At 56.7% G+C, this 20,853-nt stretch carries 24 protein-coding genes; 12 read left to right on the top strand and 12 right to left on the bottom strand.

What is annotated here, in order from left to right; translation table 11 throughout:
* Positions 1–192: 192 nt before the first annotated feature.
* The 9 genes from WMO26_RS04320 to WMO26_RS04280 form a co-directional block, all read right to left on the bottom strand.
* Positions 193–2,577, bottom strand: a complete 2,385-nt coding sequence (locus WMO26_RS04320) for an endonuclease MutS2 (RefSeq protein ID WP_349218396.1) — start codon at positions 2,575–2,577, stop codon at positions 193–195.
* A 45-nt stretch (positions 2,578–2,622) separates the two neighbouring features.
* Entirely contained in the window at positions 2,623–3,375 is a 753-nt protein-coding gene (gene recO, locus WMO26_RS04315; protein ID WP_349218395.1) for a DNA repair protein RecO, read from the bottom strand.
* 240 nt (positions 3,376–3,615) lie between these two features.
* On the bottom strand, positions 3,616–4,536 hold the full coding sequence (gene era / locus WMO26_RS04310) for a GTPase Era (RefSeq protein ID WP_349218393.1): 921 nt from the start codon (positions 4,534–4,536) through the stop codon (positions 3,616–3,618).
* A gap of 78 nt (positions 4,537–4,614) precedes the next feature.
* Positions 4,615–5,010, bottom strand: coding sequence for a hypothetical protein (locus tag WMO26_RS04305; RefSeq protein WP_349218392.1), 396 nt, complete (start codon positions 5,008–5,010; stop codon positions 4,615–4,617).
* A gap of 228 nt (positions 5,011–5,238) precedes the next feature.
* A complete protein-coding gene (locus WMO26_RS04300) occupies positions 5,239–5,739 on the bottom strand; it encodes a diacylglycerol kinase family protein (protein ID WP_349218390.1) in 501 nt (166 codons plus the stop codon).
* An 8-nt stretch (positions 5,740–5,747) separates the two neighbouring features.
* Positions 5,748–6,260: an rRNA maturation RNase YbeY gene (ybeY, locus tag WMO26_RS04295; protein WP_349218388.1), complete on the bottom strand. Its 513-nt coding sequence runs from the start codon at positions 6,258–6,260 to the stop codon at positions 5,748–5,750.
* Complete coding sequence (locus WMO26_RS04290) at positions 6,253–7,239, bottom strand: PhoH family protein (RefSeq protein ID WP_349218386.1); 987 nt, start codon at positions 7,237–7,239, stop codon at positions 6,253–6,255. Before WMO26_RS04290 ends, ybeY begins: the two co-directional genes overlap by 8 nt.
* Positions 7,240–7,391: 152 nt before the next feature.
* A complete protein-coding gene (yqfD, locus tag WMO26_RS04285; RefSeq protein WP_349218384.1) occupies positions 7,392–8,570 on the bottom strand; it encodes a sporulation protein YqfD in 1,179 nt (392 codons plus the stop codon).
* Positions 8,571–8,647: 77 nt separating this feature from the next.
* The gene (locus tag WMO26_RS04280; RefSeq protein WP_349218383.1) at positions 8,648–8,962 is read right to left on the bottom strand and encodes a YabP/YqfC family sporulation protein; all 315 of its coding nucleotides are present in this window, start codon (positions 8,960–8,962) and stop codon (positions 8,648–8,650) included.
* A gap of 120 nt (positions 8,963–9,082) precedes the next feature.
* Here WMO26_RS04280 and WMO26_RS04275 point away from each other — a divergent pair, with 120 nt between their 5' ends.
* The 4 genes from WMO26_RS04275 (at position 9,083) to galT (ending at position 12,778) form a co-directional block, all read left to right on the top strand.
* Positions 9,083–10,246, top strand: coding sequence for a nucleoside recognition domain-containing protein (locus WMO26_RS04275; protein WP_349218382.1), 1,164 nt, complete (start codon positions 9,083–9,085; stop codon positions 10,244–10,246).
* A 21-nt stretch (positions 10,247–10,267) separates the two neighbouring features.
* The gene (locus tag WMO26_RS04270) at positions 10,268–10,492 is read left to right on the top strand and encodes a hypothetical protein (RefSeq protein WP_349218381.1); all 225 of its coding nucleotides are present in this window, start codon (positions 10,268–10,270) and stop codon (positions 10,490–10,492) included.
* A 137-nt stretch (positions 10,493–10,629) separates the two neighbouring features.
* Positions 10,630–11,142, top strand: a complete 513-nt coding sequence (locus tag WMO26_RS04265; RefSeq protein ID WP_349218379.1) for a P-loop NTPase family protein — start codon at positions 10,630–10,632, stop codon at positions 11,140–11,142.
* Positions 11,143–11,299: 157 nt separating this feature from the next.
* Positions 11,300–12,778, top strand: coding sequence for a UDP-glucose--hexose-1-phosphate uridylyltransferase (gene galT / locus WMO26_RS04260; protein ID WP_349218378.1), 1,479 nt, complete (start codon positions 11,300–11,302; stop codon positions 12,776–12,778).
* Positions 12,779–12,949: 171 nt separating this feature from the next.
* Here the strand turns inward: galT and WMO26_RS04255 are convergent, their stop codons facing one another.
* Positions 12,950–13,222, bottom strand: a complete 273-nt coding sequence (locus WMO26_RS04255; protein WP_349218377.1) for a hypothetical protein — start codon at positions 13,220–13,222, stop codon at positions 12,950–12,952.
* Positions 13,223–13,365: 143 nt separating this feature from the next.
* On the opposite strand from WMO26_RS04255, the gene nrdR reads away from it, so the two are divergent.
* Positions 13,366–13,821: a transcriptional regulator NrdR gene (nrdR, locus tag WMO26_RS04250; protein WP_349218375.1), complete on the top strand. Its 456-nt coding sequence runs from the start codon at positions 13,366–13,368 to the stop codon at positions 13,819–13,821.
* Positions 13,822–14,231: 410 nt separating this feature from the next.
* Here the strand turns inward: nrdR and WMO26_RS04245 are convergent, their stop codons facing one another.
* Positions 14,232–14,612 carry a DUF4363 family protein gene (locus tag WMO26_RS04245; RefSeq protein ID WP_349218373.1) on the bottom strand — a complete coding sequence of 127 codons (381 nt, stop codon included), beginning with the start codon at positions 14,610–14,612 and terminating at the stop codon, positions 14,232–14,234.
* Complete coding sequence (locus WMO26_RS04240; protein ID WP_349218371.1) at positions 14,609–15,286, bottom strand: DUF421 domain-containing protein; 678 nt, start codon at positions 15,284–15,286, stop codon at positions 14,609–14,611. Before WMO26_RS04240 ends, WMO26_RS04245 begins: the two co-directional genes overlap by 4 nt.
* 222 nt (positions 15,287–15,508) lie before the next feature.
* Between WMO26_RS04240 and WMO26_RS04235 the strand changes: the two genes are divergently transcribed.
* From WMO26_RS04235 to accB, 7 genes are all read left to right on the top strand, one after another.
* Positions 15,509–15,970 carry a MarR family winged helix-turn-helix transcriptional regulator gene (locus WMO26_RS04235; protein ID WP_349218370.1) on the top strand — a complete coding sequence of 154 codons (462 nt, stop codon included), beginning with the start codon at positions 15,509–15,511 and terminating at the stop codon, positions 15,968–15,970.
* A gap of 2 nt (positions 15,971–15,972) precedes the next feature.
* A complete protein-coding gene (locus WMO26_RS04230; protein ID WP_349218368.1) occupies positions 15,973–16,932 on the top strand; it encodes a beta-ketoacyl-ACP synthase III in 960 nt (319 codons plus the stop codon).
* Between the two features lie 30 nt (positions 16,933–16,962).
* On the top strand, positions 16,963–17,208 hold the full coding sequence (locus WMO26_RS04225; RefSeq protein ID WP_349218366.1) for a phosphopantetheine-binding protein: 246 nt from the start codon (positions 16,963–16,965) through the stop codon (positions 17,206–17,208).
* Positions 17,209–17,334: 126 nt separating this feature from the next.
* Positions 17,335–18,249: an ACP S-malonyltransferase gene (gene fabD / locus WMO26_RS04220; protein ID WP_349218365.1), complete on the top strand. Its 915-nt coding sequence runs from the start codon at positions 17,335–17,337 to the stop codon at positions 18,247–18,249.
* An 87-nt stretch (positions 18,250–18,336) separates the two neighbouring features.
* Positions 18,337–19,080 carry a 3-oxoacyl-[acyl-carrier-protein] reductase gene (fabG, locus tag WMO26_RS04215; RefSeq protein ID WP_349218364.1) on the top strand — a complete coding sequence of 248 codons (744 nt, stop codon included), beginning with the start codon at positions 18,337–18,339 and terminating at the stop codon, positions 19,078–19,080.
* Between the two features lie 51 nt (positions 19,081–19,131).
* Positions 19,132–20,358: a beta-ketoacyl-ACP synthase II gene (fabF, locus tag WMO26_RS04210; protein WP_349218363.1), complete on the top strand. Its 1,227-nt coding sequence runs from the start codon at positions 19,132–19,134 to the stop codon at positions 20,356–20,358.
* 18 nt (positions 20,359–20,376) lie between these two features.
* Positions 20,377–20,838: an acetyl-CoA carboxylase biotin carboxyl carrier protein gene (gene accB / locus WMO26_RS04205; protein WP_349218361.1), complete on the top strand. Its 462-nt coding sequence runs from the start codon at positions 20,377–20,379 to the stop codon at positions 20,836–20,838.
* The last annotated feature ends 15 nt before the right edge of the window (positions 20,839–20,853 follow it).

Raw genomic sequence — 20,853 nt, 5'->3', positions numbered from 1 at the left:
GCCGGGAGGGAGAAGCGTGCGGCTGTTTTATGGATGAATGCCGGTTTCCCTGCTAAAAAAGCTTCGTCGGCAGACAAGGCGCATTGGGAGCCATTCAGGAGCGTAGCACGCACATTTGTAAAAAACAACAGCCGTTCTCTGGAGGTGTTTCCTCCAGAGAACGGCTGGCCGCCGTCATGCGGTTTTGGATCATTATTTGAGTTGGGCGATGGTGACGCCTTGCTCTCCTTCGCCGTAGACCCCCGAACGGAAGGTGAGGATGCTCGGATGGGTGCGCAGGTGCTTTTGCACAGCGGTGCGCAGCACGCCGGTCCCCTTGCCGTGGATGATGGTGATCTCTTCGATGCCGTTTAATAGGCTCTGGTCGATGAACTGGTCTAAGTCCATCAGCGCTTCGTCGGCCGCCTTGCCCCGCAGATCCACAGAGGTTTCCGCCCGGGCGGTTGCCCGGCTGGCCACGTTTCGGATGGCCGACCGGGCGGGCTTCGCCTTTTTCGCCGCCGTCAGCCGCACCGACGTAAGCGGCACCCTTGTTTTGATAATCCCGGCCTGGACTTCTACGTTCCCCTTGCTGTCCGGCAGGCTGATAACGGTGCCGACTGTGCCCAGGGATGTGATGAGCACCGTGTCTCCCACCTTCAGCGGCCTGGGCAGCACATAATCCTCATCCGTCTGTTCCTTGATCGGGTCCGCCAGATCGTCTAGGCGCCGCAGCTTGGCCTTGAGCTCCGCCTTTGCCTGGGCGGCTTTGAGGCTGAACTCGGCCGCATCCTTTTGCTTTCGCAAAGCATCCAGCTCGTCCATCAACTGATGAGCCTGGCGCTTGGCCTGCTCGACGATGTCCCGCGCCCGCACCCGGGCCGCCTCCAATTCCCGATCCCGGTCCCGTTCCATTCTGGCCAGCCGGTCGTTTGCTTCCTTTGCCGCCCGTTCGGCAGCCAGGCGCATGGCCTCCGCCTCCTGCCGGCGCTCTTCCATGGACTGGCGGCTTTGCTCAAGCTTGTCCACCACGTCCTCGAATCTGGTGCTTTCCGCACTTACCAGATGTCTAGCCCGCTCTACCACCGGTGCAGGCATTCCCAGCCGTTCGCTGATGGCGAAGGCGTTGGAGCGCCCGGGAATGCCGATGAGCAGCCGGTAGGTGGGGCGCAGGGTCTTTACGTCGAATTCGCAGCATCCGTTTTCCACGCCCGGCGTCTGCAGCGCGTAGGCCTTCAGCTCCGCGTAATGGGTGGTGGCGCACAGGCGCGCCCCCTTTGCCCGCAGGTTTTCCAAGATCGCCATGGCCAGGGCTGCGCCCTCAATGGGATCGGTGCCCGCGCCCAGCTCGTCCAAAAGGACCAGGGAACGGTCGTCCGCTTCCCCGAGAATGGAGATGATGTTGGTCATGTGGGCTGAGAAGGTGGACAAGGACTGCTCGATGCTCTGCTCATCTCCAATGTCCGCCAGCACATGGTCGAACAAGGACACCGCGCTCCCGTCCGACACCGGGATCATCAGGCCGCACATGGTCATCAAAGTGAGAAGCCCCACCGTTTTCAGCGCCACCGTCTTACCGCCCGTGTTGGGTCCGGTGATGACCAGAGTGTCGAACTGGTAGCCTAGCAAAATGTCGGTCGCCACCACCTGCTTGGGGTCGATAAGGGGATGGCGGGCTTTTTTTAGGTTGATTTTCCCCGCCTCGTTGACGGCGGGGACCGAAGCTTTCATAGTATAGGCGAGCCTAGCTTTGCTGAAGATGAGCCCCAACTCCACCGCCAGCGCGTAGCTGCGGTTTAAACTTTCCGAAAAGGACCCAACCTCGGCGGACAGTTCAAAGAGAATCCGCTCGATTTCGGCCGCTTCCTTTGCCTTGAGAACTTTAAGCTCATTGTTGGCCTGCACCGCGCCGATGGGCTCGACAAATACCGTCGCCCCGCTGGACGACGTGTCGTGCACGAGCCCGGGCACGTCTGCCCGGTGCTCCGCCTTCACCGGCACCACGAACCGGTCGGACCGGATGGTGACGATGGGGTCCTGCAGGTACCGCTGGTAGGCAGGGGAGCGTACCAGCTTGTCCAACTGCTCGCGCACCTTGGAGGAAGCCGCCCGCATCTTGCGCCGGATATCATGCAACGCGGGGGAGGCGGCATCCGCCATCTCCTCTTCCGACAGAATGCAGGCGTGAATGCGGCTTTCCAGGTATTTGTTGGGGAAGATTGCGCCGAATAGGTCGTCTAAGCAGGTTTGCACCCCTTCGCAGTGGGCGCGCCAGTCGGTCAGGGAACGCATCACCCGCAGGTTTTCCGCAATGTCCAAAAGCTCGCGCATACTGAGAGCTCCGCCGGCGTTGGCCCTGGCCATGGCGTTGGCCATGTTTTTGAGCCCGCCGAAGGAAGGGCTCCCAAACCGGCCGATGAGCATGTGGGCGTCCTGCGTCTGGGCCAGAAGATGCTCCACCTCATGCAGGTCGCTGGAAGGCGTTAGCTCCAGCGCAAGCCTGGCGCAGTCCTCACAAGGGGCTTCCTTTGCCAGCATGGCAAGCACCTTGGGAAGCTCCAGCGCCCGCTGATGATGAGAAAGTGTTTTATCGCTCATATATGTAATCTCCATTTCTGTGACGAATTCCAAAAGCAAAAGGCCCTATCCCGCGAAATCCACTAAACCGTGGTAAAACTGCAGGGTGGGAAACCCCCGGTCGAGCTGCGTTAGCAGATAGCGTTCGCAGGCGTCCGACAGGATCCGAAGGCTTTTCTCCGGCAGGGAAAAGGAAAAAAGCTTCTCCGGCTCGGCATAGACAATGTGGCGCATGGCAAAGAGCACGCCCTTAGGAAGCCGTGCAGAAGGTTCCGCCGCCGGCCCGCAGGCCATACAGCGAAGCCGCCCGCTTCGCAAAAGCAGCTGCATCTCCGCCGCCTCATAGCAGCCGCAGGCTTCGCACATGGTCAAATCCGGCATATACCCCGCCATGGACAAAAGCCGCAGCTCAAACACCGGCTTTAGAAAAGCCGGCGGCCGTTTCTCCCTTGCCAGCATGGAAAGGGTGTTGAGAACAAAGCGGAGCGTCTCCTCCGCGTCCTCCTCCTTGGGCGCCAGGTTCAAGCACAGCTCGCAGAAATACTGGGCCAGGGACAATAATACCAAATCCTCGCGCAAATGAAAAAACACCTCGATGGGCTCCGCCTCGTTCACCGTGTATTTGTCCCGGCCAAAGTAAAGGGTCAGCCGGGAATACGAAAGCAGAGAGGTCGCCGAGGTGTTTTTGCTTTTGATGCGCCGCGCTTTGTTGGCAAACGCCCGGATCACGCCGCGATCCCTGGTCAGTATGGTGATGATCCGGTCGTCTTCACCGGTATTCTGTTCTCTGAGAATCAGGCCGTTGGTGCTCAGAAGCATGGCGAAAATCCCCCTGTGCCGATTTAGCCGCCGGGATGCCGCGGTAATTGAGATAGTCCCGCACACTGCCGGTTTTTTCAAACGCAGACCACAAATCGTTTCGTTCCATTTTCCCAGTGCCTCCCTATCCGAATATTCTGGTTCTGTTTTCATTGTAACCGTTCTCTACTAGGATATTATAGGGAAATGGTGGGGAATATGTGAAACTTTTTTAAAAAATTCAATTTAGACTCTCTAAAATTATTCGTTATACCCGAAACTGCGCAAAAGTCCCTGCCGGTTACGCCAATCTTCCTTGACCTTTACCCAGCATTGCAGATTGATTTTGCAGTCGAAAAACCGCTCCATGTCCGCCCGGGCCTTAGAGCCCACCGCCTTTAACATGGCGCCCTGCTTGCCGATGATGATGCCCTTATGGCTCTGCTTTTCGCAGTAGATCACCGCTTCTAGGTCGGTGATGCCGCTTCCGTCCTCCCGTTCCCGCATGGTTTCCACCGAAACGGCCACCCCGTGGGGAATCTCCTTGTCCAGCAGCTCCAGAAGCTTTTCTCGGATGATCTCGCCCGCCAGCACCTTTTCCGGCATGTCGGTTAGAGCGTCGTCGTCAAAAAAGTGCGGTCCGGATACGGCGTGCTTCTTGAGCTCGGCAATGAGCTCGTCCATCCCGCTGCCCTTCAGGGCGGACACCGGTACCACCGCGTCGAACTCGTAGAGGGAGGAGAGCTGCAAGATACGCGACAGGAGGGCTTCCTTGTTCGCAAGCAGGTCGATTTTATTGATGGCCAGGATGGCCGGCATATGGTTTTTCTTAAAATTCTGGATGAGGGACAGCTCCGATTCCGTCAGCTCCCCCTCCGGCTCCACCACCAGCAGGCAGGCGTCCACTCCCGACACCGACTCGCTCACCGTCTTGACCATATAATCGCCCAAACGGGTGCGGGGCTTATGAAGGCCGGGCGTGTCGATAAACACCAGCTGGGTTTCTCCCTGAGTGAGCACCCCCATGATGCGGGTGCGGGTGGTCTGGGGCTTCGGGGAGACGATCGCCACCTTCTGCCCGAGCATGGCGTTCATGATGGAGGACTTGCCCACATTGGGTTTGCCTACAATGGAAAGAAAAGCGGACTTGGTTTTGGGTTGAGAATTGGCTTGTTTTTTCATAAAACTCCTTTGTATAACCGCCGCCAACGCAGCCGGCGTTTGTTTGATGCAGGGTCCTTGCCGGGCCTGATGACAGGGTTACCGCTTTGCCAGAGAAACCAGAGTCGAAACGATGACCGCCAGCATGGCCGCCGCCGTGACTATGGATAGAACCAGAGCGGCCGCTGGAACCGGGATGAGGAACAGATAGACAACCGCCGCGATGTAATAGGCGGCTTCCAGCAATAAGCACGACTGAAACCCTATATTTGCAAAAGAAAACCGCTGCAACCCCAGCAAAAAGAGAAGCGAAAGGACACCGATTGCGCCGCCGGCAATCAAAATAGCGGTCATGGCCGGGGCGGACAGGACATTCGCCGCAGGAGGGGATACGAGGCCCGAAACGGCTCCTGCGATGAAGAGAAGCGACACCAGCAGCCCCCGCACCCATGGAGTGCGTTTTCGGGCATACGAACGTCTTCGTGAACGGGTCATTTCAAACAGCCTCCTTTTGCTTTTAAGGCGATTTTTCCGAAAATATGAGGATATGCCTGCCGTGTTGGGAATGCATACCGACTTACAGGCTTGTCCGTGCAGTTGAAAAAGGAAGCCCGATCGGATTCACCGATTTTCGATCCAGCGGCAATGCTTGTTGCCGACGAAAGAAAGGTTTTGTATCACGCACGAAAACCATCCGGCAAGATGACGGCCGGATGGATGTCTTTATTTTTTATGTTCGTTTGGTTTGCGGTTGGTTTTCACCACCGTGCGCATCCGGTTGGGCCCGGCAAAGATAAAAATGAGGGCCAGCACCGTAAAGACGCCGGCAACGATGAGCATGGACGGGTTTTCCGTGAAATACCGCCCGATGCTGCAAAAGCCTTCCGGCTTCCAGAAGATGCACAGCGCCACCCCGACCGCGCCCGCCGCGGTGACGAACACCGCGCCTGCCGCCGTATCCTTGGCAATCCGGGCTAAAGGATCGAAGCTGGGAGAAGAGATGTCCACGAATTCTTCAATTGCCGTGTTGATGATTTCGGCCGCAATGACCATCACGATGCTGATGATCAGCACCGCGTATTCCACATTGGACAGCGGGAAGAAATGAGACAGGGTGAACACGTAAACGGCCACCACCAGATGAATCCTCATGTTCCGCTCGTTGCAGATGCAAAACAGGATGCCCCGCAGCGCAAAACGGAAGCTTCGCAGCAGACTTCTCATGGCGCTCCTTAGATCTCGTCCTCGTCCTGGAACGCATAGCTGGCGTTCCGGGGCAGGCCCAGCATAATCAGCACCGCTTCTTCCTTTTCGCGCATCTTCACCGCTTCCAGGCCCCCGTCCTCATGGTCGTACCCCAGCAGGTGGAGCATGGAATGGGCGGTCAGGAAGCCCACCTCCCGCTGCAGAGAATGGCCGTAACGGCTGGCCTGGTCCACGGCGTGCTCCATAGAGATGATGATGTCTCCCAGGATTTTCGCGCCGGTGGCAGGATCGATCTCATAATCGTCCCCTTCCCCCATAGGGAAGGAAAGCACGTCGGTAGAAATGTCCTTACCGCGGAACTTTGCGTTGAGCTCGCGGATCTGCTGGTCGTTGACAAAGCTGACGCTGATTTCCGCGGAGCCCTGAAATTTTTCCATGGTCAGCACGGCGTTGCAGGTGCGGCGCACCAGCAGGCGCAGGCCGGTGGGGATTTTGACTTCCTTCTGGCGGTTTTCAATCATGACCTTGATCTTATCCATGGCTGCTCCTCCGTTTTGCTTCCTCGCGGCGTTCGTTGGCCCGCTCATAGGCTTTGATGATCTCCTGCACGAGCTTGTGACGCACCACGTCTTTTTCGTTGAACTGGCAGATGGCGATGTCGTCGATCCCTTTTAAAATCCGCATGACCTCCACAAGGCCCGACCGTTTTCCTTCGCCCAAATCCACCTGGGTAATATCGCCGGTGACGACGATCTTCGAATTAAACCCTAAGCGGGTCAAAAACATTTTCATCTGCTCGGGGGTGGTGTTCTGCGCTTCGTCGAGGATAATAAAGCTGTCGTCCAGGGTGCGCCCGCGCATGTAGGCGAGCGGCGCCACCTCGATGTTCCCCCGTTCCAGGTACTTCTGGTAGGTTTCCGCTCCCAGCATGTCAAAAAGCGCGTCGTACAATGGCCGCAAATAAGGGTCCACCTTGCTTTGCAGGTCCCCGGGCAGAAAGCCCAGCTTTTCCCCCGCCTCCACCGCCGGCCGGGTGAGAATGATGCGGTTTACCGACCGGGCCCGGAACGCGTTGACCGCCATGGCCACCGCCAGATAGGTCTTGCCGGTGCCGGCGGGGCCGATGCCTAAGGTGATGGTGTTGTGCTCGATGGCTTCCACATACCGCTTCTGCCCCAAGGTTTTGGGCTTGATGGGCTTGCCTTTGGCGGTGATGCAGATGCAGTCGCTGGCGATGGAGGTGATTTTATCCTCGCACCCATCCTTCACCAGGGAAATCACATACCGCACGCTTTGGTCGGTCAGGCTTTCGCCCTTGTTGATCATGGCAAGCAGCGCGCCGATGGCCCGGGCCGCCCGCCCCACGTTTTCCGGCTCGCCGGTCAGCTTCAGGTCCGACCCGCGGCTTAAAATGGTCACGCCGTATTCGTTTTCGATCAGCTTGATGTTCTCATCAAAGCTGCCGAATAAGGCGACCGCATGCTCCATGCGGTCGATGTTGATGGTCTGTTCAAACATGCATTTCCCTGCCTTTTATTTCGTCGAAAACCCACAACTTCCCACGGATATTTTATCCAATCCGCCTTTTGTGAGTGAACCTGACAGAATTTACATCCGTATTTTGTAGTATTATACCATATTCTTTGGCGAAAGTCATCCCCTATTCTAAATTAGTTTAACAAAATTTCTTCTTCATACCCAATATTTTCATGGCAAATATACACAATTGTATAGGTCAGAGCGGTGTCGCTTTGGGTGCTCTCTTCCTGACGTTCTACAATCTCGATGCCGTCGAGCTGTTCGGTTTCCATGACGGCAATCTGCTCCTTGGCCTTGGCGAGCGCTTCCTCCGGCGAGAGGGTGACGGTGGTCTCCTCGTATTCCTCGTACCGTTCGATCTGGCAGGAGATGGGAAGGGAAAAGCTGCCGATGGTCAGCGGCTTTTTGATGGAGGAACGCAGATAGTTCCCCTCCGGGGCGCTGCCGAAGGAAATGGGAATGTTCAGGCCGAAAAAGTCCAGGCTTTTTTTGTCGATGACGGTGCCGGTACCCGTTTTTATCGTCTGGGTAAAGGGGACCTCCACCGTTAGGGTGTGTTCGGTCTGAGCGATGACCTTAGCCCTGGCATGCTTGAGCACGTTTTCGCCCTGCTTGTTCTCAATGACCCCGCTGACCAGCAGCTGCCCTTCGGTAACCCCTTCTCCGCGCAGGACCATCGCCTTGCCGTCGTACACTTCCAGCTCCAGAATCTGTCCGGAGGCGGAGGCTTTGATGTTGCAGGGCCGGTCGGAGGGAATGATTTCGGGCGGCAGATCCCGCTCGCGCACCTCCACTACCGCGTTGGAGCCCCGGATGTTGATGGCGATCCAGCTGAGCTCCGGCATTTCCACCAGACATCGCCGCTGCAAATCCACCACGTCGAACTCGCTTTTGAGGGTGCCCTGGTGAAAGCCCAGGGAAGAGAGGTTATTGAGAATATAGTCGGTGGATACCGAGGTGTTCCCTGTCACCTCCACCGACCAGACAAAGAGGGAAAGCCCCCACAAGATGCCGAAGAACACCGCCACGCCCAACGCGATGCCGATGCGCTTTCGGTACCGGCGCAGCAGAAAGGGAAGCCCCCGCCGTTCCCTGACCCGCAGGCGCACGCCTGCCTTTCTGGCGTAAGGGCGAAACTTCTTGTAGCTTTTGAGCGTGGTAAAGGCCTTCATGGTTCCGCCCCGGGAGGTTACTTCCCACAACGGAAAATGCGCCTGGGCGCACAGGTTTAAAAACCGTTCCGGGAATCCGCCGCCCGATTCGAACCGGACGTATCCGAATAAAAAGCGTAGCAGCTTGATTAAAAACATAAAAAACACCCATTCCGCCGTTTTTGCAGGCTTTTTTCAGGGCCCCGGCGTCCGGAGCCGTTCGCTTGGTTTTGCCGTCAGGTGAGAAACTCGATGGAAAGGAAATACCCTTCCAGCACGGCCGCGTCGTCAGTAAGGCCTTTGATGTTCAGGTCCCGCCCGCGCACCTGCAGAATCATTTTCCCTAAGTTGAGCTTCACCACGTCCTCGTCGTATTCGAGCACACCCTTGCAGCCCTCCACTGTCATTTCCCGGTTTCCCGTCAGTTCCAGATTGGGGACGCCGCCGAAGGCCGACAAAGGTACCTCCAGAAGGGTTGCCGCCTTCTGGGGGACGGAGAGCTTCTGCTCAGGGGGTGTCTCGGGCTGCCTGCGCCTGCGTTTGGTTTTCATCCGGCATACTCCTTTCCAGGCAGGGCCGGTTTTGCCCCGCCGATGGCTCCATTTAAACCTATGACGGAGGGATATGAAACATTCCGTGCGTCATATATATGTCCAAAGGGGAGATGCAAATTGAAACCAAAGGTACGAAAAATGAGCTACTGGATTATGCTGCTTGTTGTGACGGGCATGTTTGCCGCCATGCTTTTTATCTGCCCGGACGGGATCGGAGAGGGCATCCACAACGGCCTGACCCTCTGCGCCACCGTCATTTTACCGTCTATGTTCCCGTTTATGGTGCTCTCGGCCTTCCTTGTGAAGTCAGGGCTTGCCTTACGGATCGGACGGGTGCTGGAAAAGCCTACCCGTCTGCTTTTCGGCCTGCCCGGCTGCGCGGCCACTGCCATCCTCATGAGCATGATCGGCGGCTACCCGGTGGGAGCCAAGGCGGTCAGCGAACTCAAAGAAAGCGGAGAGCTGACCGAAAGCCAGTGCAGCCGGATGTTCTGCTTCTGCGTCAACGCCGGTCCCGCTTTTCTCATTTTCGCCGTGGGTTCCAACATGCTGGGCAGCGTGCAGGTAGGCGTGATTCTCTACGCCTCCCAACTCATCGCCTCCCTTCTCATCGGGATCGGCTCCCGCTTCTTTCTGAAGGAGAAGAGGGAGGCGAAGACGCCCCCCTGCACGGCCCCAAAGCGTCAAAGCGCCATTGACGCTTTTGTAAACGCGGTGGCCGACACTGCCAAATCCATGCTGACGGTGTGCGCCTTCGTCGCGCTGTTTGCGGCACTGCTGGGCGGGCTTTCCCGCTTAGGAATCACCGGGCAGGTAGGGCTTTTCCTGCAAAACTTCTTCCAAACGCTGCACCTGCCAGGGGAACTGGCCCGGGCGGTGCTTCCTTCTTTCCTGGAGGTAACCAGCGGCTGTGCGGCGGCGGCTTCGGCCACCGGTGCGGCCATCGTCTTCATCAGCGCCGCCGCTGGCTGGAGCGGACTTTCGGTCCATTTCCAGGTGCTTTCTCTGGGGCTTAAGCACCATGTTTCCAAGTCCGCCTTCTGGCTGGGGCGGGCGATGGCGGCGGCTTTAGCGGCGGCGGCTACCGCGCTCTTGCTGCATTGCTTCCCCGTAGAGCTTGAAACTATGGTGATCGAAACCTCCACCGTGCCCGCCGCCCTCTCTTCTTCCGCCCCTGCCTCCATCTTTTTGCTCATATTTTCCGCGGCCATGGTGCTTGTTTCGCCGCAAAACGCGTTGGAATTCGAGCACGTCCGTGCTATAATGAAAAAAAAACGATGACAGGGAAGGAGGCGGTCGCTCGTGGGAAAGAAACCGTTCGGGAGCCGCATTGAGCCCAAGTGCGAATACTGCGCCTGTGGGACCCGGTCGGCGGACGGGAAGATGGTGCTGTGCACCAAGCGGGGAATCATGGAGCCGCAAGGGAAATGCCGCAAGTTCGCCTATGACCCGCTCAAGCGGGTGCCCCGCCGCGCGCCGGTGCTGCCCCAGTTTTCCCAGGAGGACTTCTCCTTGGAGGATTTATGATTGATAAGCAAAACGTCCGCCCGAGGGTTATGGCGGATACCTGTAATCTAGCATGCCGCCTCAGGCAAGGGCTGAGGCGGCATGCTTATCGTTGACAGACTCAAGAATTGCGTCCATAGGGGCATAACAAACTACGGATGGAAAAGGAAGAGATTATGCGCAAAGTCCTTGTGATTGGAAGTCCCGGTGCGGGAAAAAGCACATTTGCACGGAAACTTAGCGTCGTGACGAAACTGCCGCTGTATTACTTGGACCTGTTGTGGCATAAGCCGGACAAAACCACAGTCTCAAGAGAAGAATTCGACAGACGGCTTGATGAGATCATAAAAACGCGGCGGTGGATTATAGACGGGAATTATCGAAGGACACTGGAAACACGATTCCAGGAATGCGATACGGTATTTTTGATGGATTACCCGCTGGACGTCTGCCTTTTGGGCGCACAGTCCCGTATCGGGAAGCAGCGGGAAGATATGCCGTGGGTGGAAGCCGAGTTTGAGGAAGAATTCAAGCAATGGATTCTGGATTTCCCCAAATCTCAGTTGCCGTATCTCTATGAATTGTTGGAAAAATACAAGAAGGAAAAGGAGATTGTCATTTTCCGATCCAGAGAGAAAGCCGAAGATTATTTAAATAGCTTGCAGGGTTGAACCATGCCGGCTTCCCGGTTATGGACATTACCCGGGTGGACGTTTTTTCAATAGGAAAAGGTGCAATCGTCTATGGCGTGAAAACCGAAACATGTGCTATAATAATGCCGCTTTCAAAGGAATATGCTGAATTCTTGGTTAGGTGGGAAAAGACAAAATGGATATCTATCAGGCCATTGCATCGCTGGTGACTCGTGCCGTCGAGCAGCGCATGATCGAACCGGAGGATGAAATCTACTGCAAAAACCGGATCATCAATCTGCTCGGGCTGACCGAATACGTTGAAAGGGAACCGGCTGACCTGGATATTCCGGAGCTTTTGGAGATGGTGACCGGCTATGCCGCGCAAAACGGCGTGATCGAGGACCTGTTCGATCTCAAGGAAGTGCTCTCAAGCGCGGTTATGGACGTGTTTTTGCCCAAGCCGTCCCAGGTGGACGCCCGGTTTCACGCGCTCTACCGGCAGTCCCCCGCTATGGCGACCGAGGACTTTTACCGGTTTTCCCGGGTCAGCAACAACATTCAGACCCGCCGCATTGCCAAGAACATCTCCTATAAAACCCCGACCAAATACGGGGATCTGGACATTACCATCAACCTCTCGAAACCTGAGAAGAACCCCAAGGACATCGCTGCAGCCAAGCTTCTCAAAAGCGCCAATTATCCCAAATGCCTTTTGTGCATCGAGAATGAGGGCTATGCAGGAAAGGTGGGCCATCCCGGTCGGGCAAGCCACCGGATGATCCGTCTCAACCTCTGCGGAGAACCCTGGTATTTTCAGTATTCGCCTTATGTGTATTATAACGAGCACTGCATCGTCCTGTCCCGCTATCACCGGGACATGGCGATCACCCGCCAGACCTTCGAGCGGCTGCTTTCCTTTGTGGAATGGCTGCCCCATTATTTTCTCGGCTCCAATGCCGACCTGCCTATCGTGGGCGGCTCCATCCTGACCCACGATCATTACCAGGGAGGCAATTACGAGTTCGCCATGGCCAAAGCGAAGGCGGACTATTATTTTGAGCTTCCCGGCTTTGAACAGCTTACCTGTTCGGTGGTGAAATGGCCCATGTCGGTCATCCGCATGGCGGGGCCGGACAAGGACACGCTGGTCCGGGCGGCCGTGCACATTCACGAAGCCTGGAAAGGGTACAGCGACCCCAGCGTGGACATTCTCTGTGAAACCGGCGGGGCGCCCCACAACACCGTTACCCCCATTGCCCGGCGCAAGGGGGATCGTTTTGAGCTGGACGTGGTGCTTCGCAACAACCGCACCTCCCCGGAGCATCCATTGGGGATTTTCCATCCCCATGAGGACGTGCAGCACATCAAGAAGGAAAACATCGGCCTGATCGAGGTCATGGGCCTGGCGGTGCTGCCTGCTAGACTGGTGGGAGAGCTTAACGAGGTGGAAAAGTTTTTGCTAGGTCTGCCCAGTGAGGTAGCGGACTACCATCGCCCCTGGGCGGAAGAGATGAAAGTTCGGTATCAAAACGCCCTCTCGGAAGCCAACGTGCATGACGTGGTGCAGCAGGAGGTGGGGCGCAAGTTTGAGCGGGTGCTGGAAGACGCGGGCGTATTCAAACGGGACGAACCGGGCCGCGCCGCCTTCGCTCGGTTTATTAAGACGCTGTGATGATTTTGGGCAGCCGTTTTCTCTGCGTTTGGCCGCACCTGCGGCGAAAACCCAGGGGACAAGGGTACGAATATCCATATCAATTTGCACACGAGAAAGTGCAAAAAGAAGGCTTGGACGGAGATTTCCGTCCAAGCCTTCTTTGGTTGAAAAACGATGTACACCTTACGCCTATTTCTTCGTATCGTCATGAGGGACCCCCAGTTCCTGTTTCATCACCAGGTCCACCACAAAGGCGGAGAAGAAGCAGGAGAGCCAGACGGCCGGAATGGTGTCAAAGCACCCTTTGCTCCAGATGCTCATTTGAATAAAGTCCCCTTGAAAAGCGAAATTCTTCAGGATCAGCCCTATGAGAGCCAAAACCAGCGGCAGCAGCAGCCCGATGGCCATCAGGATTCCGGCAGGCCGGTTCATATTTTTGAGCATGGAAAGAAACCCGCGCATGGGATTGTCCCCCGTTTCGTATTAGATACCACCAGTGTAACAAAGAAGAAGGGGACGCCGCAACCCCTGAAATATTGGAAAAGGCCGCTTGCATCTTGGAAAAGGGTATGCTAAAATCAGAAAAAATGCGGGAGGACGTACCAATGAAATGCCCGTTTTGCGGATATGAAGAGAGTAAGGTCGTGGATTCCAGACCCACTGACGAGAGCACCCGGATTCGCCGGCGCAGGGAATGCTTAAAATGTTCGGGCCGGTTTACTACCTATGAAGTGGTGGAGAGCGTGCCCATCGTGGTAGTCAAGCGGGACAAATCTAGAGAGGTGTTCAACCGGGACAAGCTGCTGGGCGGGCTGTTAAAGTCCTGCGAAAAGCGGCCGGTTTCCATGGAGACGCTGGTGCGGGCAGTGGACGAGATCGAAGCGAAGCTGCAAAACTCGCTGGACCGGGAAATCACCTCCCAGCAGATCGGGGAGCTGGCCATGGAGAAGCTCAAGGCCATTGACGAGGTGGCGTATGTGCGGTTCGCGTCGGTCTACCGGCAGTTTCGGGATATCAATACCTTTATGGAAGAGCTTAAAAAGCTTTTAAAAGAGAAGTAAGTCCATTGATCGGCAAAAAGGGCCCCGGGCCGAAGGAAGGCCCGGGGCTCCTCTGCGTGGGAATAGAAGTTTCTCTTCGGTTTTATCCGCCCTGCGCAAATGGGGCGCTCTTTTTTACAGAACACGAGTGTTTTGGCGTCTCCAGGATTATTTGCGCCTGAGCGGCCGGTTTCCCGGAATGGAGCGTCTAAAAGCGGCGAGGTTTAAAGAAGCAGCTGCCTGGCTTTCAGCCCAGGTGGAAGCGGAGCAAAGCAAAGAGAAAGCGCCTGGAAACGAATGTGATCGTTTCCGGGCGCTTTTGGCCGTATAAATGGACGCTGTGTTTACGCCGGGGAAATGACGAGCCGCCCTCCCGGTGCAAAAGCAACGGGAAAAGGCGCAAACGGCGCTGCCGTCTGTCAGGCTCATATTTATAAAATATTCCCGAAGGACGGCTGCTCCGATTCCCATAGGTGCTTCAGGTAAACCATGCTTGCCTGGCATTCCTCCGTGAAGGTTTCCAAATCGTCCTGATCCAGATAGGTGCTCAGGGAATTGGCGGCAACCAATACATGCTCGATTTCCTCATGGCGCATGTAAGTGGAAAGAATGTGGTGGGTTTGGGACCAGTAAGCCTGGATGCTGTCTGCCGTTTCCCTGGCCTTATCCAGGTCTCCCTCGGTGGCCTGGGTATACGCGTCTTCAAACATGCCGGACATGGTCTTTGTAATGGTATGGGTGGCGTTAAGGCTCAGGAAGGACAAGACCAGAATGACGGATAGGAGAGAAATGGCGATCCATACCCGTTTCATTCTTTTGCCTCCTTTTTAACGATCTGAAAATTTTGCGCCCGGTCGGTGGTCATAATAAAGATATCCTCCAGTTTCACATTCTGCTCTTTGAGGGTTTTGTTGAGCCAGTTGACGTCAAAGCCCACGATTTTCAGCGCTTCGTCGTAAACGTCCCCGTCGCTGACCACCACCATGGGCAGGCCGGGGTCATCGGTGGGAATGTTGAGCTGCTGGGCGGTGGGCTGGAGCAGCTCCGGCTTTTTGAGGATGCTTAGCTGACCGTTGGTCTCCACGATGGCCCAGGCGATTTCGTCGAGGCGGAACACATCGTGCAGCCGCATTCCCTCCATCAGATCTTCAATGGTAAAGCGGATGCGGCGCATTTCGTTTTGCTGCACCTTCCCGTTTCGCACCACGATGACCGGCTTGCCGGAAATCATCTGGCGGAACTTGTTGCTTTTGATCATGCAGGCGGACAGGATCAGTTCCAACGATACCAGCACGAAGATCGGGACAATGCCGTCCACCAGCGGAATGCCGATTTCCTGCATGGGCACTGCCGCAATGTCGGAGATCAGCAGGGTTACCACCAGCTCGGAGGGCTGCAGCTCACCTATTTGCCGTTTGCCCATGATCCGCATGGCCAGCACGACAAATATGTACAGCAGTACAGTCCGGATTAACGTAATCATCATAAATTCATCACCGGGAATTAGTATCGCCGGGTTACAGGAAGGGTATTCGCCCAATGGGAAAACTTCGTTGACATTTTCTGTTAATCCGAGTATCATAAAACCGAATGTTTGCCGGCGGGAAGGAAACGGGCCTTTGCTTGACAAAAAAGTGGCAAAGCCGTATAATGCTTAAACAATCTAAGTATATTGGGCGGCATCTGGCCTGCCCAAAGAAAGGGTACTATGGACGCGTTTTGCGAGCATATGAATACGGTTTTGGTGGAAACCTTCCGTTCTGTTTTAAAGGTAGAGGAAAAAGCGCTGCAGCAGACGAGCAAGCTGGATCTGTCCATTTCCGAGCTGCATTTGGTGGAGGCGGTGGGCAAATGCGGCACAGAAGGGCACACCATCAGCGGCATCGCCAAGGAACTGGACATCACCCTGCCGTCGGTGACGGTGGCCATTAATAAGTTGATGAAAAAGGGGTTTGTGGAGAAGTGCCGCTGCCGGTCGGACGGGCGTTCGGTGCGGGTGACGCTGACAAAGCTCGGGCAGAAGGCCCAGGCCGCCCACGCGTATTTTCACCGGCGGCTGGTCCGTTCGGTGGCAAAAGAATTGACAAGTGAAGAAAAAAGCGCGATGATAAAGGGAATGATTAAATTAAACGACTTCTTCAAGCAGAAGCTGAATGAGATGGAGGACTGACTTTGAGCTTTCAAGTGATCGGCACCGGGAGCGCCGCTCCCGCCTGTGTAAAAACCAACGACGACCTGTCCCAGTTTCTCGACACCAGCGACGAATGGATCCGCACCCGCACGGGCATTGGGGAGCGGCATGTGTGTACCACGGAAACCATGTCCGACCTGACCGAGTGGGCGGCCAAGCGGGCGCTGGAGGACGCGGGGGTTTCTCCTCAGGAGCTGGACCTGATTCTTTGCTCCACCGTGCGGGGGGACTATATGACGCCTTCTCAGGCCTGTGTGATTCAAAAGCGCATCGGGGCGACCTGCCCGGCCTTTGACGTGAACGCCGCCTGCTCTGGTTTTCTGTATGCGCTGGACGTGGCGGATGGCTACTTTGCCCGCAAAAAGGTGAAAAAGGTGCTGATAGTTTCTTCGGAAGTTTTGAGCCGGCTGGCGGACTGGACCGACCGCTCCACCTGCGTCCTCTTTGGGGACGGCGCGGGCGCCGTGGTGCTTGAGGAAGGGGACGACCTGCTCTCCCTGCGCCTGACGGCGGACGGAAACTGGGAGTCTCTGGTCATCCCTCAGGTGCACGGAAACTGTCCCTTTGACGAAACCCAAGAAGAGGACCCATTTTTGCGTATGAACGGGCAGGACGTGTATAAGTTCGCGGTCACCAATATGGCGGCGGACCTGAAGTGTGTCATTGAGGAGGCGGGGCTTACCTGTGAGCAGGTGGATTTCGTGCTGCCTCACCAGGCGAACATCCGCATCATCGAGGCGGCGGCCCATCGTTTGCCCATTCCAAGGGAGAAATACGTGGTGAATATCGAGCACTACGGCAACACTTCCTCCGCCAGCATCCCCATGATGCTTGACGAACTCAACCGTGAAGGAAAGCTCAAGAAGGGGGACATTCTGGCCATGAGCGCCTTCGGCGGCGGGTTTACCACGGGCGCCGGCGTGCTGCGCTGGAGCAAATAAGAATCGAGCATGGCGCTTGGAGGCATGAGCATGACGTTTGACCATGTGGCGAAAAGGATCGCCCGGTATAAAGGTGTGCGGTTATCCAAAATCCGGGCGCAGACGACCTTTGCCCAGCTGAGGATCGACTCGTTGGACATGGTAGAGCTGCTTTTAACCTTGGAAGACGACTATCATGTGGAAATTGAAATGAGCGAGCGCATCCGCTGTGTACAGGACCTGGTGGATGCAATTGAACAGGCTAGGCTGGAAAAACGGCTCAAAAAGAATGGGTAACCGTGACGGGCGGGGATCGGATATTCCCGCCTGGGACGGCCCGCGCTTTCAAATAGGACAAACGCCCGCCCAAACAGCTTCAAAGCCTGGGCGGACGGAAAACTGACGACTAGGCGGTGCAAAGACATGGAACAGATTGCATTTGTATTTTCCGGGCAGGGCGCCCAGTACAGCGGTATGGGCAAGGAGCTTTCTGAGTGCTCCCCGGCGGCCAAAGCCGTGTTCGACACGGCCGACCGGATTCGTCCGGGAACCAGTGAACAGTGTTTTACCGCGTCCAAGGAAGAGCTTTCCATCACCATTAATACGCAGCCCTGCCTTTACTGCGTGGATCTGGCAGCGGCCAGGGCATTGGAAGAGCACGGGGTGCACGCGGCGGCGGCGGCGGGATTTTCGCTGGGCGAAATCGCGGCGCTGACCTTTGCCGGAGCCCTAGACGACGAGGCGGGTTTTTCCCTGGTCTGTGAGCGGGCAAAGTTCATGCAGGCGGCAGCCGAACAGGTGGACGGCGCTATGGCTGCGGTACTGAAGCTTAAAAACGAAGAGGTGGAAGCCCTGTGCGCTCCTTTTGACCATGTTTACCCGGTCAACTACAACAGCCCCGGCCAGCTGGTGGTGGCGGGAGAAAAGGGCGAGCTGGCGGAGTTTAGCGCGGCGGCGGCCCAAAAGGGCGGCCGGGTGGTGCCGCTGGCGGTAAGCGGGGGCTTTCATTCGCCGTTTATGAACGAGGCGGCCGAAAAGCTCGCCGGTTATCTAAAGACGGTGCCTTTTTCGGCGCCGCGCATCCCGCTTTACGCAAACGCCACCGCAAAGCCTTACCCTGCCGACGGGCGGGAGCTTGCGGCAACTCAAGTCAACCATCCGGTCCGCTGGCAGGATACGGTGGAGCAGATGCTCAAAGACGGCATCGAAATCTTCATCGAGGTGGGCGCGGGCAAGACCTTGAGCGGCCTGATTAAGAAAATCAGCAAAATGGCTACGGTGTTCCATGTAGAGGATAAAAAGAGCTTGGAAGAAACCCTGGCCGCCTTGCAGAAATAAGCAAGTCTCGGTGCTTTGCTGGGCCCGGCGGCCTAAGCGAAGCGAAAGCCATATTCTTTCCGCCGGAGAAACGGAGATTAGCAACCTATGGTGTTAGAAGGAAAAACAGCCATCGTCACCGGCGGCTCTAGAGGCATCGGCAGGGCCATCGCGCTGGCGTTCGCGCAAAACGGAGCCAATGTGGCTATTTTGTACGCCGGCAACGAAGAAGCGGCCAAGGAAGTCTGCAGCCAGGCTATGGCTTTTGGCGTGAAGGCCGAAAGCTACCGGTGCGACGTGTCTGACTTTGCGAAGACGGGCGAAGTGGTCAAGGAAGTCATCGAGGCCTTCGGCGGCGTGGACATTCTCGTCAATAACGCCGGCATCGTCCGGGATTCTCTGGTCCTCTCCATGAAGGAGGAGGACTTTGACGCGGTGATTTCCACGAACCTCAAGGGCGCTTTCAACCTGATCAAGCATACCTATTCCCACTTCATGCGCAAGCGCAGCGGCCGGATCATCAACATTTCTTCGGTTTCCGGGCTCATGGGCAACGCCGGTCAGGCCAACTATTCGGCGGCCAAGGCGGGCATTGTGGGGCTTACGAAGACCGTGGCCAAGGAGCTGGCGGCCCGCGGGGTCACCTGCAACGCCATCGCCCCCGGCTTTATTGAAACCGATATGACCGGCGCTTTGTCCGATAAGGTCAAGGACGCGGCAAACGGCATGATCCCCATGAAGAAAATGGGCTCGCCTGAGGACATTGCCCAGACGGCCCTGTTCCTTGCATCGGAAGGAGCACGGTACATTACCGGCGAGGTCATCAAGGTGGATGGCGGCCTGTATATTTAACGGGAGATTCCTTCCCATAGAAGTATGATCGAGCAAAGAAAGGAAGTTTCTATGAACAGAGTAGTGGTGACGGGTCTGGGCGTTGTTTCCCCGGTGGGCAACGACGTGGCGACCTTTTGGAAGAACCTGACCGACGGCGTTTGCGGCATCGGTGCAATCACCAAGTTCGATGCGGCGGAATTCAAGGTGAAAATTGCGGCTGAGGTCAAGGACTTTGACCCAACCCAGTACATGCCCAAAAGCGAGGTGCGCAAGACCGACCTGTACTGCCAGTACGCTCTGGCGGCGGCGGCCCAGGCCATGGCAGACAGCGGCATTCAGGACCAGGTGGACCCGGAGCGCCTTGGCGTTTACATCGGCTCGGGCGTGGGCGGCATCAATACCTTCCTTAGCGAGAGCGACAAGCTGCGCTCTGGCGGCGCGCGCAAGGTTTCCCCGTTCTTTATCCCCATGATGATCGCCAACATTGCCGCAGGCAACGTGGCCATCAAATATAACGCCCAGGGCCCCTGCGTGCCCATTGTGACCGCCTGCGCCACCAGTACCAACACCATCGGCGAAGCCTTCCGCGCCATCCAGCACGGGTACGCGGACGCGATCCTTGCCGGCGGCGCGGAAGCCACCATCAACCCTCTTGCCGTGGCCGGCTTTACCAACTGCATGGCCCTGAGCACGAGAAACGATCCCAAGAGCGCCTCCATCCCCTTTGACAAGCGCCGGGACGGCTTTGTCATCGGCGAGGGTGCGGGCATCCTGGTTCTGGAGGAATACGAGCACGCAAAACGCAGAGGCGCGAAGATTTACGCGGAAATCAAAGGCTACGGCAACACCTGCGACGCCTATCATGTGACCGCGCCCCACCCGGAGGCCATCGGCGGTGCCAGAGCCATCAAGCAGGCGTATGAAGAGGCAGGCATGCCGGAGGCGAAGATTTATTTCAATGCCCACGGCACCAGCACGCCTTTGAACGATAAGTCGGAAACGCTCGCCATCAAAAAGGCGCTGGGCGAGGAAAAAGCGAGAGAAGCCATGATCAGCTCCACCAAATCTATGACCGGCCATATGCTGGGGGCAGCGGGCGCTGCCGAAGCCATCGCCTGTGTGCTTTCTTTGCGCGACGGGATTCTCCCGCCCACCATCGGCTATGAAGAACCCGATCCCGATTGCGATCTCGACTACATTCCAAACGAAGCCCGCAAGGTTCAGGCGGATCTTGCCCTTTCCGTATCCCTGGGCTTTGGCGGACACAACGCCTGCATCGCGTTAGCGAAGGTGTAAAGGAGGAGGACGACGATAATGGACATCAAGCAATTGCGTTCCCTGGCCAAGATCATGGAGGACACCGGTTTGTCGGTGCTGGAAGTGACCGAGGGGGACCTGAACATCCATTTTGAGCGCCCCACGGCGGGTTTCGCCCCCATGATTCTTCCTGCGGCAGCGCCCGCTTCGGCCTCTGCCGCGCCTGCAGCCGCCCCGGCGGCTTCTTCCGAAGTGCCCGCTACCCAGCCGGTGGACTTTAACAACATTACCGAGGTCAAATCCCCCATGGTGGGCGTATTTTACGATTCCCCTTCTCCGGACGCCGAACCTTACGTGAAGGTGGGCAGTAAGGTCAAGAAGGGCGACGTGCTGTGCATCATTGAGGCGATGAAGCTGATGAACGAAATCACCGCGCAGGTGGACGGCGAGATCGTCGACGTGTGCGCGCAGAACGGCCAGGTGGTGGAATACAACCAGCCGCTCTTTAAAATCTTTTAAGAGGGCGGGGAGACA

Source organism: Solibaculum intestinale, assembly GCF_040096205.1.
Lineage (GTDB): Bacteria > Bacillota > Clostridia > Oscillospirales > Acutalibacteraceae > Solibaculum_A > Solibaculum_A intestinale.
The sequence above is the reverse complement of the archived record's forward strand: the minus strand, read 5'-3'. Positions and strand labels throughout refer to the sequence as shown.